This window comes from Thalassotalea profundi (assembly GCF_014653195.1).
In the GTDB taxonomy this organism is placed as follows: domain Bacteria; phylum Pseudomonadota; class Gammaproteobacteria; order Enterobacterales; family Alteromonadaceae; genus Thalassotalea_B; species Thalassotalea_B profundi.
The window spans coordinates 109,612-124,961 of record NZ_BNAH01000001.1 but is presented as its reverse complement, the minus strand read 5'-3'; the positions used below and the strand labels follow the sequence as shown (position 1 = coordinate 124,961).

Genomic DNA, 15,350 nt, shown 5'->3' with positions numbered 1-15,350 from the left:
ATGCTAGAAATATACGCAGGCTCCAATGCCTTAAAAACCATCCAAGAACAAGGTTTTAAGCAAGAACTATTCACTTCCATGTTAGGCGCTAGTGGTGGGCCTAAGTGGTTTACACTATTTGGTTTAGATAAATATTTATTTGGTGAATTTTTTAAAGATCGCACAACAGATCTAAATTTAGTGGGTTCCTCTGCAGGTGCATTTCGCTTTGCTGCGCTTAGCCAACAAGATCCTGTAGCAGCGATAACTCGACTTGCTACATATTACAGTGAAACGGTTTATTCAAAAAATGCTAATGCCAAAGAGATAACCACTAAAGCGCGAGAATTACTCAGTGCGGTATATGGTAAGGATGGTATTAGTCAGATTATTAACAACCCTCTTTTTAAAGCACATTTCATTGTGGCGCGTTGCCATGGGCTAACAAGTTATGAAACAAAACCACTTCAGCTTGTAGGGTTGCTTACAAGCATGCTATTAAATAAAGTTAATCGAGGTTTATTACGTCATCAATATCAACGGGTTATTTTCCACCACCCAACGAGCCAATTAAGTATTGATGATCAATATAATTTTAATAATGTATATCAACCATTAAACCAAGAGAACTTAGCAGATGCCTTATTAGCGTCTGGCTCCATTCCGCTAGTAATGGAAGGTATAAAAGATATTAAGGGCTGTAATAAAGGCATGTATCGTGATGGCGGAATTATTGATTATCATTTTGATGTTAACCTTACCCCCAATAACGGACTAATTTTATATCCACACTTTAATGCCAAACCAAAGGCTGGTTGGTTTGATAAAAATTCGTCAAGAGAAGTTAACAAAGCTAACTATGAAAATACGGTAATGATAGTTCCATCTGACAAATTTATTAACCAACTACCCTATCAAAAAATTCCCGATAGAAAAGACTTCACCCAAATGGACGCGACAACACGCATTAACTATTGGCGTGAAGTTCTATTGGCAACAGAGCAACTAGCTGATGAATTCGATCAGCTCATTCACAGTCCAGAACTATTAGCTAGAAAAATGAAAGCTTTTTAATTAGGGTTAAAAGGATCTCTTTCAGATATTCTGCAACCTTAAAGTGTAATTTCCCCTTTTAAATAATCAACACATTGTCCTGTCAGTACAACTCTATTGCCTAACAGTTGACAATGCACTTCACCACTTCGCGTTGATAATTGTTTACCTATTAACGTTGTTTTTTGCAACTCTTTAGCCCAATAAGGCGCTAGCAAGCAATGCGCCGAGCCTGTTACAGGGTCTTCTTCGACATTTAGTATTGGATAAAAGCAACGCGAGACAAAATCGGTATTTTCACCTTTAGCTGTGACAATAACGCCACGACGATCGAGCTTATTCCATGAGGTAAAATTTGGCTGTAAATCTTTAATCGCTTGCTCTGAATCTAATACAATAAAATAGTCAAAATCAGCTAATTCTTTAAACGTTTTTGTTCCGTTTAAACCATCAACTAAAGCTTGTGGAGGCTTGCATATTTGAGGCATGGTTGCTGGAAAGTTCATGGATAATCCAGACTCTGACTTTTCAACAATTAATTCGCCACTTTTAGTTATAAAGCTAATTTTTTGATGAGGAAAAGCTAAATGCTCAAACAATACATGTGCCGTTGCTAACGTCGCATGGCCACATAAATCAACTTCTTCAGCTGGGGTAAACCATCGTAATTCCACACTTTGATCATACTGAATAAAAAAAGCCGTTTCTGATAAGTTATTTTCTTGTGCTATTTGTTGTAACACATCATCCGCAAGCCATTGTTTTAATGGAATAACGGCTGCTGGATTACCTTGAAAAACAGCCTTTGCAAAAGCATCAACTTGATAAATCGATAATTTCATATTAATAAAGGATTGTCGAAAGCATTTATCACATTATACATAATAAATACCTGCCAATTTAACAATTACTTCATCAAAAAAACAAAAAAACACCAATATTACATTGGTGTTTTTAATAAAAGCTTGCTAAATTTTTTGAGTTATTTTTTAGCTCTACGTAATGATAAACCTAACATTCCTAATGCTAAAATAGCAAGTGTTGATGGTTCTGGAACACTTTGAGGATCAGGTAAAACATCTTCTTCAAACCCTGTATATCGAACACTTTGCTGAGACGCATTATAAAAACCAAAGCTACCAGCAGAGTTTGATAACCCAGTGATATTGAAGATATTTTCATTGTTAAAATTACCACCATTAATAGAAATATTAATCGAGCTATTGGTATACCCTAAAGTGAATTCATATTCGACATTATCTTCCCAACCAAGATTGGTATCATATTTAGTATCTAAAACGTCTATACCCGTGCCACTATGCCCCCACAATGGGTTTAAACTAGAAACATCTGCGCCAGCAGATATTTTAGATAACGTAAAACCTTCAAATCCTGAGAAAGAACCCAAGTTTTGATTAGTCTGCTTCCAGTCAAAAAGATAAAAATCATCTAGACCATTAAAGCCAAAAACAAAGCCAATATAATCATCATCACTTGCTGTTTCTACACCAAATGTACCTGTAAATTCATTATTTATAAATGATTCATCACTTACAAAAAAAGTAGGGTTGCCATTAGTTGTTTGTAAAACAGAAGTGCCGTCAGCTGCAACCACCCAGTTGCCATTGTTCGATGCTCCTTTTTGTGACCAAGTGTTAAGATCAATAAGGCCCGCGTTTGCTACATTAGTTAAACATTGAACAGAAAAAAGTAAGCCTATAGCTAATTTTGGTAATTTGTAATTCATTTTTAAACCCTTAACTTCGATGAAATCATTTATCGAGAATACATTTAACTCTCGAAAAGCAAAAAACAAGCCAAAACACAACAATTCGTTTATTTTCAAACACTTGAATTTATTTCGTTTTTAATAAAAGTTTATAGTGTAAAAGAATACGACAGTATAAACGGGAGTTACGTTTTTAAGAGTATAGCGACTAGGCTTTTTGATAAATGGCACAAGCGGCACCCGCAGGATCTTTTATCACTGCATAACGATCATCACCCATTGTTTTAATCTTAGTGAGTAATTCGCCGCCATTGGCTAGAACTTGCGCTACAGATTTATCGATACTTTCAACAAGAAAATAAGGTAACCATGCCGGTGGTAAGTCATTATTTACGCCTTGTGCATGACAAATACCCGAAATGGTATCACCACTTTCTGGAGAAGACATGGCAAAGTCGTCATATTCACCCATTGATATTGGCTCACTTTTCCAGCCAATCACTTGTTGATAAAAGTCTTTAACTTCTGTGGCATTTTTAACGGATAAATCTATCCATGCCATATCGCCTATTGAAGATGTCATATGATTGTCCTTTGTAATTTTATTTTGATAACGCTTAATTTTTTAACGTTAAGTTTTTAATTTAGGGTTCTTAGGATAATAACGTTCAGGTAATTGGTTAATATGTTCAAAAAAACGGGTATCTTTATAAGGTAACTTCATAAAGCCTGAAATACCAACGCCTTCTATTGTGGGTAACAACTTGAGAATTGCTGCCAAACACTCACTAAATTCGGCTTCTTTATCATGATTTAATAGCATTAAATAACTGTGAATTTTAAGATGAGTGGGTAATACTTCAAAAATAATACACCCTGTATGATGAATTTGATTAAGCTTAGCTAATTCAGCCATAATTTCATCTGGTAAATATAGATATTCATCGGGATCTTTACCATCTTCAAAATACGAATGTAGCCGAGTAATATCATCAACTTCAGCAACATCACTAATATCAAAATTAAATTTGTGCTCCGGCGAAGCAATAAAAGGATCTTCTTCTTTATCACGCTCAATATGTAAAGTATTACGGGCATTAAACAAACAACTTTTAAACACCCCTACTCGAAATATTCCTTGCGCTAAATTAACCATATTATTCACCGCACTTTGAAATGAAACTTTAAGATTATTATCAAATAAGGTTAAATTTGAGTCGATATAAACACCGTTTTTTTCCCAACGAATAGCTAAACCACCGACTACAGGAAACTGCCCAAGTCGACTTACTGCAGCGATAAAGGCTTTTTCAGTATCCCCCATTCCCATCAAGTAATTTTTATAATATTTTTCAAGTTGAACATCATCAATTTCACTTAATTCATCACTGCCATCAAGTTCACGTAAGAATGACTTTCTAGAACCATAAACAACCGTATCAATTTCTCCCAATGTGGCTTTTACCCATATGGGTACTAATGCTTTAATTGTTGGAGCTGTCGGATTAACAGCTAATACAGTTTGTTTAAGTAATGACAAGTTTTTAAAAAGATAATCTCCGGCTTTATCCCGTGTTTTTTTATCATCACTTAGCATGCCATGAAGAATTTGAGCCAACACTTTAGGTAACCCTAAAGATAATGGGGTGATCACCTTTGATCCATACCGACATGATTGGCCTGATGCTAACGCATATATCGTTGCTGCTAGTCCTTGTTCATCAAAGCGAGGTGATGACATTTGACCATCAATTTGTTCTGGGCCAATAAAGTAAACATCACCCAGTCGTGCGTTGGTATTTTGAAGATCACTACTCATTAAATCCATAATATTATTAGCTGTTGTTTGTCCGTGTATGTCTAATTGAGCGACTACCGCAGATCCCCAATCAACCAAGTATACTTTTTGTTGTTGCTCGTCATAAACTAAGTTTGACGGTTTTATATCACCATGCACATAAGGTTTACCTTTACTATGATTTTTTGGATCACGTAAATATCGTAAAATTTCAGCTATTTGAATAGTTATATTCATTACCAATTCTGGTGCTAAAGGTCCTTTAAGGCGGGAAAGTTTCTCTAAATCAATACCTGGAGCTCGCTGCATATGTAAAATATTTTGGCGCTTAATTTTATAATACTCATATACTTTAGGAATACGAGAATGGTTGAGCTCTGCCTGAATTTCCGCTTCTTCAGCTAAACGGTCTTGTACATGAGGTGGTAAGTTAATTCTAGAAAATTTAAATACATAAGCATTATTTTGTTCATCATCACCGGAAAATACAAAACCATAAGCACCTTTGCCTACCATCTCTATATTTTTATATCCCAATAAAGACAACTGTTGTTGACACAGATCAACCCATTTTTTTAATTTTGTGGCATCCTTATGACTTAAAAGATAAATCGATTGCTCATCGGCAATATAAAAGTGTTTGAGTATTTTTTGATTCACAAAATTACCAAGTATTAGTTTAAGTAAATTATATTACTTTAAATACGTTAGAAATAAAGTGCTTAATTTAATCCTGATTTTTTCGTTTTTTATATTAGAGAATGCGTTTACCCTTATTAATTGTAAACATATAGTTATAGAAAGATGTTGAATTGTGACTCTATTTTTTAAATATAGGAATTTAATATGAAATACCATTTTGCCCTTATTTTATCACTATTGTTAGTTACTAATAGTTACGCGAATCGTTTAACCAATGAACCCATAAAGGTAATAGAACCCGCAACAAACTTAAATTTAAGTATGGTTGAGTTAGGTAAAAAGCTTTGGTTTGAACCCCGTTTATCTAGATCTAATATTATTTCTTGTAATTCTTGCCACAACTTAGCAAAAGGCGGTGTAGATAACTTACCTAGCTCTATTGGGCACGAATGGACAATAGGTCCAATCAACTCTCCTACAGTGCTTAATGCCGAACTAAACATTGCTCAGTTTTGGAACGGCCGTGCTCATGACTTAAAAGCACAAGCCTCTGGCCCTATAGATAACCCTAAAGAAATGGCTTTTACACACATTAGCAGTAGAAACACTTAACAGTATTCCACAATACCAGGAAGAATTTAAAAAAGTTTTTAATGATAGCAGTATCACTATTGATAAAGTTGCAATGGCAATTGCTGAATTTGAAAAAACATTACGTACACCTAACTCACCTTTTGATTTATGGCTAAAAGGTGATGATGAAGCTATAAACAAAACTGAAAAGGAAGGCTATGCACTTTTCAAGGAAAAAGGTTGTATAGCTTGTCATAGTGGCGCTTTAGTTGGTGGTAGTACCTATCAAAAAATGGGGTTAATAAAACCTTACTACACTAAGAATTCTGACGTAGGTCGTTCAGCAATAACAGGAAAAGATAGCGATAAATTCGTCTTTAAAGTACCTACATTGCGGAATATATCACTTACATACCCTTATTTTCATGATGGTGCAGTATGGAGTCTTAAAGAAGCTGTAAAGATTATGGCGGATCTTCAAACAGGACAAACGCTCACAGATGATGAAGCAAATAAAATTACAGCATTTTTAGTCTCATTGACCGGTGAACATCCAAAGGTACTTTTACCTCAATTGCCTCCTTCAACGGATAAAACACCAAAACCAATTATGCATTAAATATCAGTTAATTAACCAAGTACCCAATAAAACTTAATGCTATAAATTTTTATTGGGTATGAGGGTAAACCCACTTGCTCTCTTCCAAGCTATTCTATGCTATTTTGCTAATCAGATTAAATATTTTAGCATTTATTAAATATCTAATTTTGCGTCATATTACTGTAATAAAGTAGGATTACCATAGCCTTACTTAATTAGCACTTAGTGCAAATGAGTGATCTCTAGATGACATTAGGATCTCCCTCCTACATTATCCTGAACCTGGATTTTTGCCTTAGTAATTTTACTAAGGCATTTTTTATTTCCAGATATAAAATGTGCAATAAGTTGAACATAAAAAACCTGCCGTAGCAGGTCTTAAATCACGATTAAAATATAAACTGATAATTATGACATATGTACAAGCATATTAGTCGGCTCTTCTAAGAACGATTTCCATAAGTTACTAAAGCGAGCAATTGTGCCGCCATCAATAATTCTATGATCACCAGACCAACTCACTTGCATGATAGAACGAGCTTCTACCTCTCCTTTATCGTTAAAGCGCGGTAGGGTTTGCAATTTACCCAATGCCACAATAGCCGCTTCTGGTTTGTTGATAATCGGTGTTGCAACCGTGCCGCCAATTGCGCCAATATTCGATATTGAAATAGTGCCACCTTTTAAATCAGCGCTTGCTACACGACCAGATCGTGCATCATTGGTTAATTGCGTAATATCTTTCGCTAAATCTAAAATTGATTTTATTTGTACCTGTTTGATGTTAGGCACCAATAAACCTACTTTTGAATCTACTGCCATGCCAATATTATGATCATCAAAATAAGTCAATTCAGTACAATCGTCATTGACTTGTGAATTAACAATCGGGAACTCTTTTAACGCTAATGACATAGCTTTCATGAAGAATGGCATCATGGTTAATTTAATATCTTGTTTAGCATAAATTTCTTTAAGCTCAAGACGCAATTTAATTAATTTAGTCATGTCTATTTCTTCACAATAAGTAAAGTGAGGAATAGTTGATACTGAATTAACCATGGCTTTTGCCATAGCTGCTTTAACGCCGCGAATAGCTTCAATTCGTTTGCCACCAATTGCCGTTTTATTAGTTTCAACAGACACTTGAGTATTACCATTGGAGAATGCCACTACATCATCTTTGTATACGCGACCTTTCTTGCCACTACCCGGTACTTGATGAATATTCACATTCATTTCACGTGCAACTCGTCTTACTGCGGGACTAGCAAGGGCTTTAGCGTTAGTTTGGGGATTAACGGCTTTATTTACAGAGCCTTGTGAACATACAGGTGCTTTGGCTATAGATTGAGTAGAAGCTGAATGGTTCTGTGTTTCACTTACCGCTTTTTTATCTTGAACGCCACTACCTGAAACACCGACACGTTCAAGTGCAAACAAAGGTGCATGCACCTTTGCTATTTCACCTTTGGCATAATGTAACTTAACCACTTTGCCTGAATACATCGCTGGAATTTGTACTAATGCCTTATCAGTCATTACATCAGCAACAGGTTGGTCTTCTTCAATAATGTCACCTTCTGCGACTAACCATTCAACGACTTCACATTCAACAATACCTTCACCGATATCAGGCAAAATAAAATCTTCAATAATAGTTTCAGAACTAGTATTTCCATTAACGTTTTTAGATACTTCTTTAGCAACTTCTACGTTAGCATTATTAGATGAACTATCTGCAGGTGTCATAGCAAATAAAGGTTGATGTACTTTAGCAATATCACCTTTAGCATAATAAAGTTTATCAACCACTCCTGAATGCATTGCAGGAATTTGTACTAATGCTTTATCAGTCATTACATCAGCCACCGGTTGATCTTCAGCAATAATATCACCTTCATTAACCAGCCATTCAACCAGTTCACATTCAACGATACCTTCACCAATATCTGGTAATATAAAATCAATGCTCATGTTTAAATTCCTAGTAATTTATACTGCGTTTTATCGCTTCATATATTTTTAAATGATCAGCCACATATTCTTTTTCTAACGAAAGTGGGTATGGGGTATCAAAACCACATACGCGTTCTATTGGCGACTCTAAATGTAAAAAACATTCCTGTTGAATAGTAGCGGCTATTTCACTGGCGAAACCAGCGGTTAATGGCGCTTCTTGACTCACTAATAAACGTCCTGTTTTACGTACTGAATTGGCAACCGTGTCTACATCCCAAGGTAAAATAGTACGTAAATCAATAATTTCACATGAAATACCATCTGCAGATGCTTTATCTGCTGCTTTTTCAACGATTTCAAGTTGAGCGCCCCAAGCAAGTAAAGTGATATCAGTGCCTGTTTGCATAATATCGGCTTTACCTAAAGGTAATTGATAATCTTCTACTGGCACTTCACCTACCGATGCTCTATACAAACGCTTAGGTTCAAAAAACACTACTGGATTATCGTCACGAATCGATGCTAATAATAAACCTTTTGCTTGGTAAGGATTACGTGGAACCACTATTTTTAAGCCTGGGGTATGCGCAAAGTAAGCTTCTGGTGATTGGCTATGATATAAACCGCCAGCAATTCCACCACCGTAAGGGGTACGAATAGTTAATTTACCCACATTAAATTCATTACCGCTACGATATCTAAATTTAGCAGATTCATTCACTATTTGGTCAAATGCTGGAAATATATAATCGGCAAACTGTATTTCTGCAATAGGAGTAGATCCTTGGGCAGCTAAACCGTTAGCAAAACCAATAATCCCTTGCTCAACTAATGGAGTATTAAAACAGCGTGCTTTACCATACTTCTCTTGTAAACCACTAGTTGCACGAAATACACCACCAAAATGTCCAACATCTTCACCAAAGCATAATGCACTATCATTTTCAGCCATTACAATATCGAGTGCATTATTTATTGCTTGTAATAAATTCATTTGTGCCATTATTTAATTCTCCCTGCTGTAAAAGGGTATGCTTCAGGGTATTTTTTAATATGTACTTTTAATTCATCTAATTGTTTTTGCAAATGCGCTGGCACTTGGTCGTAAACATCAGTAACCAAATCTTCTACAGGTGGCTTGTCAATTTTTTCTGCTACTTTAACCGCAGCAAGCACTTGCTCTCGCAATTTCTCATATAGTTCAGTTTCTTGCGTTTCATCCCACCACTTTTGTGCCAACATCCAGTTTTTCATTCGAAGAATAGGATCATGCATATGCCATTTTTCTTCTTCTTCTTTTGTCCGATAACCAGATGGATCATCAGAGGTAGAATGGGCACCTAAGCGATAAGACATAGCTTCAATAATGACAGGTTTTTGTTCGGCAAGTGCATAGCTACGCGCAGTTTGCGTGGCTTTAAGTACAGCTAAAATATCATTACCGTCTATACGTATTGTTTTAATACCATAACCAACGCCACGTGAGGCAATACCATTACCCACATATTGTTCATCAGAAGGCGTTGAAATAGCATAACCATTATTTCGACAGAAAAAGATAACAGGTGCGCGATGAACAGCCGCCATATTTAAGCCCGCGTGAAAATCACCTTCAGACGCTGCTCCCTCACCAAAATAACAAATAGTTACGGCATCTTTACCTTGTAACTTTTGCCCATAAGCATATCCTGCTGCTTGTGGTATTTGTGTACCTAATGGTGATGATATTGTCATGTAATTTAATTCACTTGATCCATAGTGAATTGGCATTTGACGTCCTTTACCTAAGTCCTTTTCATTTGAAAACATTTGATTCATTAAGTTTTCAAGAGAAAAGCCACGATAAATTAAAGCCCCCTGCTCACGATATTGCGCCATGATCATATCTTGATCTTCAAGGCCTGCTGCACCACCAACACTTGCCGCTTCTTCACCAAGAGCCGCCATGTAAAAACTTACACGACCTTGACGCTGAGCAGCAACCATACGTTCATCAAGCACACGATGAAATGCTAATGCTTTATAAACTTTCGTTGCTTTTACTTGATCAATTTCCGGTAATTCAGCACCCGAATATACGGTACCGTCTTCTTTTAATATTTTGAGGATGGGGATTTCTACTGAATGACCATCAATGAAAGTTGGGGTATGCACCACCTGACTTTCTTTATAAATTTCAGTGTTCATAGCCTTCTCTTGTTGTAATCCTTGCATGCAAGGTGAAACTGTTTTTAATACACTTTCAGTATAGTTGCTTAAATGAGCTATATATAAACTATCGCATTTAACTAAAATACTAAGGTAATGATTAAAGTGGTTTCTTATATGATGTTGAATAATTTGAATGCCAGCACTTTACCTTTACGTAAACTGAAAAACAAGTTTTCTCCAAGCACAGTTGATGTAAACTTTTATGATAATGAGCATAAAAGTTTACAGATGAAGAAGGCAGATATTAAGTTGATTAAATTTTAGCGGGGATAACGGTAAGTAATGCTCTTTGTCCTATAGCTACATTAGCATTGGGGAAAATTATCGCTTCACCTTCAACTTGAGTAATTACTTCCTTTTCACCGTCCATAGCTATAACACTTCCCTTAGGAAAATCAGTAAAGTTCTCAACATCATCAGCAAAATTCAATTGAAAATTTTCCTGCGTTCTATTAATAATTTGATGAATTTCATAAATATGGAAATCAGCTTCATCAAAAGGTTTTAACTGCAAGTGTTCACCCGATATCAATGCTGTTAATGTAGCTTTAACTTGAGTAAATTTAGTCATATCATTTTCACCAAACGGCATGACTTTACCCAGTTCAACGGTGAAAGCATCGGCATCGAATTCATTCGAAGAAAAATAGCTAAATGTTGTAGTAGGCGAATGAGAGAGTAAAATGGTATCTACACCGCAAGCCTGCATGAAAGATAGTTGTTCTTTTTTCCAAGGCTTACCATGGCGAAATGGATACACTGCGAACTTGTCATTCTTAGAGCCACGTATAGCGGTGTGTAAGTCATAATGGCAGCGTGTTCTAGCAGTACTTAATTTACTTCCCTCAAGATAAAAACTACGCACTGTATCTTCTAACAGTTTAGCTCTGATACGTTCTTTATTGATTAAACCTGCACCTTGCCCTTGATCTTGGGAGTGACCTCCAGAAAATAATCGATTCATATTTTCTTCAACAAAACGTTTAGCAATATTCATCGACACAGGGTTACCAAAAATAAATAATACACGCTCAGCTAAGTACAGTTTTCCTAAAAGAAGTTGTTTTATTAAGTCGGCACAAATTTCAATGGGTGCAGTTTCATTGCCGTGAACACCACTAGAAAGCACAATGTCTCGGCATGTAATTTGTTCTACAGGCTCAAAGCAAATCAAACCAGTTTCTAGGACTTTAACATTAATTTTTTGTTGGTTATTAGTAATTTGAAAACTAAAACTGGTACCAAATTTTTCAGGAAATTGACGAGTTAGCGCTAAAAAGTCGCCATTAAGGATTAATTCTTTTTGTAATTGCTCAGGTAATAATTCCATATAACTTTCATGATAATCATTGATGATAGTTATATTGTATTAAATTTAAGGCCTTTTAGGGGATAAAATTACTCTTTCGGGGGAAATAAATATTGTAGGTCGGTGTTTATACCGACAAAATATTTTAACATATTCTGATGGGTTCACCCAACCTACAACATTAGCGATTACAAGCCTGCGTTTTTAAAAACCGTATTCACTAGCATTTGTGCATCGGTAATAATTTGCTGTAAATGCGCTTCATCGATAAAGCTTTCTGCGTAAATTTTATAAATATCTTCTGTGCCTGATGGACGAGCAGCAAACCAGCCGTTATCTGTGACAATTTTTAATCCACCAATAGCGGCACCATTACCTGGTGCATGAGATAAGACTTGATTGATTTTCTCGCCCGCTAACGTATCAGACGTTACCATATCTGGCGATAAAGACGTTAAAATTTGCTTTTGTTCAAACGATGCAACTGCTTCTACACGCCCATAACAGGCTTTACCTAATTGTCCAACTAGCGCTAAATAATATTGATAGGGATCTTTTCCTGTAACCGCTAAAATTTCAGCGGCCAATAATGCCATGATAAAACCGTCTTTATCTGTAGTCCAACAGCTACCATCTTTTGCTAAAAATGAAGCACCTGCGCTTTCTTCGCCACCAAAAGCATATTCACCTGTATGCAAACCATCAACAAACCATTTAAAGCCTACAGGAACTTCAGATAGCGGTCGGTTAATTAATTTAGCTACACGATCAATTAAGCTACTTGAAACTAAAGTTTTGCCTATTTTACAAGTAGTTGCCCAATCCCGATGTGTCATTAAATAATGAATAGCAACCGCTAGAAAATGATTAGGATTCATTAACCCGCCCGATTTAGTAACAATACCATGACGGTCAAAATCAGGATCATTGCCTACAGCAACGTCAAAATCATCTTTCATAGCAATTAAGCCCGCCATTGCGTAAGGAGATGAACAATCCATACGGATTTTGCCGTCTTTATCCAGCGGCATAAAGGCAAAACTACTATCAACTACCGGATTTACGATGGTTAAATTTAAATTGTAGCGCTTGGCAATTTCAGGCCAGTAATCAATGCCGGAACCGCCTAAAGGGTCAACACCAATTCGAATGTATTTTTGGCTAATAGATTTTAAATCAATTACTTGCTCAAGTTGTTCAGTATAAAACTCTATAAAATCTTCTTTGGATAATAACGTTGACGTTAAGGCATCATCAAACTCCACTGATTGTAACTCAACCATATTGCCAGCAATAATGTCATTAGCACGTTGTTCAATAAGCTTGGTAACCTCCCCTTCAGCAGGCCCACCATGAGGCGGGTTATACTTTATTCCGCCATCAGTTGGTGGATTATGAGAAGGGGTAATTATTAAACCATCTGCTTGATTTTTATTTTTGCCCTGTGATTTATTATGAACAATGATCAATCGTGAAATAACAGGTGTTGGGGTATAGCCTTGATCAGATTGAATAACAACAGGAACATTATTTCCAATAAGCACCGAAAGTGCTGTTGCAAATGCAGGTTCAGATAACGCATGGGTATCTTTACCTAAATAAAGAGGACCTTTATAACCTTGTGCTGTGCGATATTCTGCAACCGCCTGGCAAATAGCAGCGATGTGTTGCTGATTAAAGCTATTTAAATTAGCATTGCCACGGTGACCTGAAGTGCCAAAAGTCACCTTTTGCTCATTAATATTGACGTTAGGTGTTTTTAGAAAGTAGTCACTCACTAAACGTCCTAAGTTAACTCTATCTTCTGGTCGTACGGGTTTTCCTGCATAAGGGTGCACTGACATGGTTTATCCTTTTTATAATAAATCTCTTATTGCTTCAATATCTTTGCCTGTATAGCCCATTTCTTTGGCTACTTCTGTTAACATCATTTTTTTACGTGTGGTGTTAGAATTAGTAATAACCCAAAAGTTACTATCGGGTATTTGTCTAGGCTTAGTGCTACTGCCACTTTGCTCAAGTTCAGTTTCACTTGTCGCAAAATATAAACGATCTCGTCCTCTGATCTCACATACTTTACTAAACTGGCTTTGGTGAACACGATGTAATGCTGCTAAAATAATTAAAAAACGGCCAACAGCACCACGTTGCATGGCTAATTCTTCTTTATTGATAACATCGAATAGTGAATTAATTGATACAGTGGCTTGTGTTGATTCAGATTGCTGATTCACTTGAACATTATTGACTATGTCTTTTTCTGCAAGTTGCTCGTTTAATGTCACTTTATCGATATTATTATCATTAAGTTTAAGTAATCTTCTTAAAATTGAGGAGGCACTTTCACCAATTTCTTGCGTATTTGTTACTATGTATTGGTACAACTCTTCATCTACTTCAATGTTTTTCATTAAAAGCCTAAATAATTAAAAATATTCGGTTAATCTGAGATAATTATACTTACCTTAAGAGCAAGTCTCTAGCCTTGATTCGCATCAATCACTAGATTTCACCTATATTCAACTAAAAAAACAATAGATCTGTATTTTCATTTTGCATCATAAAACAAAAACAAGGACAATAACTTATCGTTATTTTCAGTGAACTATTATGACAATTTTAAATTACAACCAACAAGGCTCAGGTGAGAACATCATATTAATTCATGGGCTTTTAGGCAGTTTAGAAAACTTAAACATGGTTACCAAAGGCCTGAAAGATAATTATTGTGTGACCAGTGTGGATGTTCGAAATCATGGTAATTCATTTCAAAAAAACACTATGGATTACGCTGAATTAGCACAAGATATAATCGCGTTGCTTAACCATCTCAATATTAATAAATGTATACTACTGGGCCACTCAATGGGCGGAAAAATTGCCATGCAAGTTGCTTTAGAGTTTCCAGAAAGAGTTTCACAATTAATTATTGCCGATATATCACCTGTACAATACCCTGCACATCATCAAAAAATTTTGGAAGGCCTAAAAGCAATAGACTTACCCAGTATTTCATCACGTAAAGACGCTGATAATCAGCTCTCGCCTTATGTGAAAGAAATAGGCGTTAGGCAATTTTTATTAAGAAATTTAATATCGGACGGTAATAATTGGCACTTTAAATGTAATCTCGACTATATTAACAATTGCTACCCACAAATCATGATGGGTTATCAAGGAGAAGCACAATTTTCAGGCCCTACCCTATTTATAAAGGGCGGTGATTCCAATTATATTTTACCTGAACACAGACAAACTATTATAAAATTATTTCCAACGAGTTCAGCTAAGATAATTCAAGGTGCAGGCCATTGGTTACATGCTGAGAAAACTACAATTTTCAATAAAATTGTGCTCGATTTTCTTGCTAAAAATACCCAATAAAATATAAATAAATGATTATAAAATTTGATATCTATCAATAAAATCACATCTCCCTCGCATTTATGTTGCATATGCAACCTTATTATTAGAAAAGATATGTGCTTAAAGT

General features: G+C 35.8%; 12 protein-coding genes and 1 pseudogene. 3 read left to right on the top strand and 10 right to left on the bottom strand.

Translation table 11 applies throughout. From position 1 onward, the window contains the following. Nucleotides 1-1,053, top strand: coding sequence for a patatin-like phospholipase family protein (locus IE155_RS00575; RefSeq protein WP_189376149.1), 1,053 nt, complete (start codon nucleotides 1-3; stop codon nucleotides 1,051-1,053). A gap of 38 nt (nucleotides 1,054-1,091) precedes the next feature. Here IE155_RS00575 and IE155_RS00570 read toward each other — a convergent pair whose 3' ends face one another. The 4 genes from IE155_RS00570 to IE155_RS00555 all read right to left on the bottom strand — a co-directional run bounded on the left by IE155_RS00570 (nucleotide 1,092) and on the right by IE155_RS00555 (nucleotide 5,219). Beyond that, entirely contained in the window at nucleotides 1,092-1,874 is a 783-nt protein-coding gene (locus IE155_RS00570) for a PhzF family phenazine biosynthesis protein (protein ID WP_189376148.1), read from the bottom strand. 140 nt (nucleotides 1,875-2,014) lie between these two features. Beyond that, nucleotides 2,015-2,779, bottom strand: coding sequence for a PEP-CTERM sorting domain-containing protein (locus IE155_RS00565; RefSeq protein WP_189376434.1), 765 nt, complete (start codon nucleotides 2,777-2,779; stop codon nucleotides 2,015-2,017). Between the two features lie 190 nt (nucleotides 2,780-2,969). Then, nucleotides 2,970-3,344 (bottom strand): VOC family protein, encoded by a 375-nt coding sequence (locus tag IE155_RS00560; protein WP_189376147.1) that lies wholly within the window; start codon nucleotides 3,342-3,344, stop codon nucleotides 2,970-2,972. A gap of 48 nt (nucleotides 3,345-3,392) precedes the next feature. Next, nucleotides 3,393-5,219, bottom strand: a complete 1,827-nt coding sequence (locus IE155_RS00555) for a protein kinase domain-containing protein (protein ID WP_189376146.1) — start codon at nucleotides 5,217-5,219, stop codon at nucleotides 3,393-3,395. Between the two features lie 186 nt (nucleotides 5,220-5,405). On the opposite strand from IE155_RS00555, the pseudogene IE155_RS00550 reads away from it, so the two are divergent. Continuing rightward, a pseudogene (locus tag IE155_RS00550) lies at nucleotides 5,406-6,393 on the top strand (cytochrome-c peroxidase). 390 nt (nucleotides 6,394-6,783) lie between these two features. Here the strand turns inward: IE155_RS00550 and IE155_RS00545 are convergent. From IE155_RS00545 to seqA, 6 genes are all read right to left on the bottom strand, one after another. Then, complete coding sequence (locus IE155_RS00545) at nucleotides 6,784-8,352, bottom strand: dihydrolipoyllysine-residue acetyltransferase (protein ID WP_189376145.1); 1,569 nt, start codon at nucleotides 8,350-8,352, stop codon at nucleotides 6,784-6,786. 10 nt (nucleotides 8,353-8,362) lie between these two features. Then, nucleotides 8,363-9,340, bottom strand: a complete 978-nt coding sequence (locus IE155_RS00540) for an alpha-ketoacid dehydrogenase subunit beta (protein ID WP_189376144.1) — start codon at nucleotides 9,338-9,340, stop codon at nucleotides 8,363-8,365. Beyond that, nucleotides 9,340-10,524 carry a thiamine pyrophosphate-dependent dehydrogenase E1 component subunit alpha gene (locus IE155_RS00535; RefSeq protein ID WP_189376143.1) on the bottom strand — a complete coding sequence of 395 codons (1,185 nt, stop codon included), beginning with the start codon at nucleotides 10,522-10,524 and terminating at the stop codon, nucleotides 9,340-9,342. Before IE155_RS00535 ends, IE155_RS00540 begins: the two co-directional genes overlap by 1 nt. A gap of 277 nt (nucleotides 10,525-10,801) precedes the next feature. Next, nucleotides 10,802-11,878, bottom strand: coding sequence for a succinylglutamate desuccinylase (gene astE, locus IE155_RS00530; RefSeq protein ID WP_189376142.1), 1,077 nt, complete (start codon nucleotides 11,876-11,878; stop codon nucleotides 10,802-10,804). A 167-nt stretch (nucleotides 11,879-12,045) separates the two neighbouring features. Further along, the gene (pgm, locus tag IE155_RS00525; RefSeq protein WP_189376141.1) at nucleotides 12,046-13,701 is read right to left on the bottom strand and encodes a phosphoglucomutase (alpha-D-glucose-1,6-bisphosphate-dependent); all 1,656 of its coding nucleotides are present in this window, start codon (nucleotides 13,699-13,701) and stop codon (nucleotides 12,046-12,048) included. Between the two features lie 12 nt (nucleotides 13,702-13,713). Next, complete coding sequence (seqA, locus tag IE155_RS00520; protein ID WP_189376140.1) at nucleotides 13,714-14,268, bottom strand: replication initiation negative regulator SeqA; 555 nt, start codon at nucleotides 14,266-14,268, stop codon at nucleotides 13,714-13,716. A 199-nt stretch (nucleotides 14,269-14,467) separates the two neighbouring features. On the opposite strand from seqA, the gene IE155_RS00515 reads away from it, so the two are divergent. Next, complete coding sequence (locus tag IE155_RS00515) at nucleotides 14,468-15,241, top strand: alpha/beta fold hydrolase (RefSeq protein ID WP_189376139.1); 774 nt, start codon at nucleotides 14,468-14,470, stop codon at nucleotides 15,239-15,241. Nucleotides 15,242-15,350: the final 109 nt, after the last annotated feature.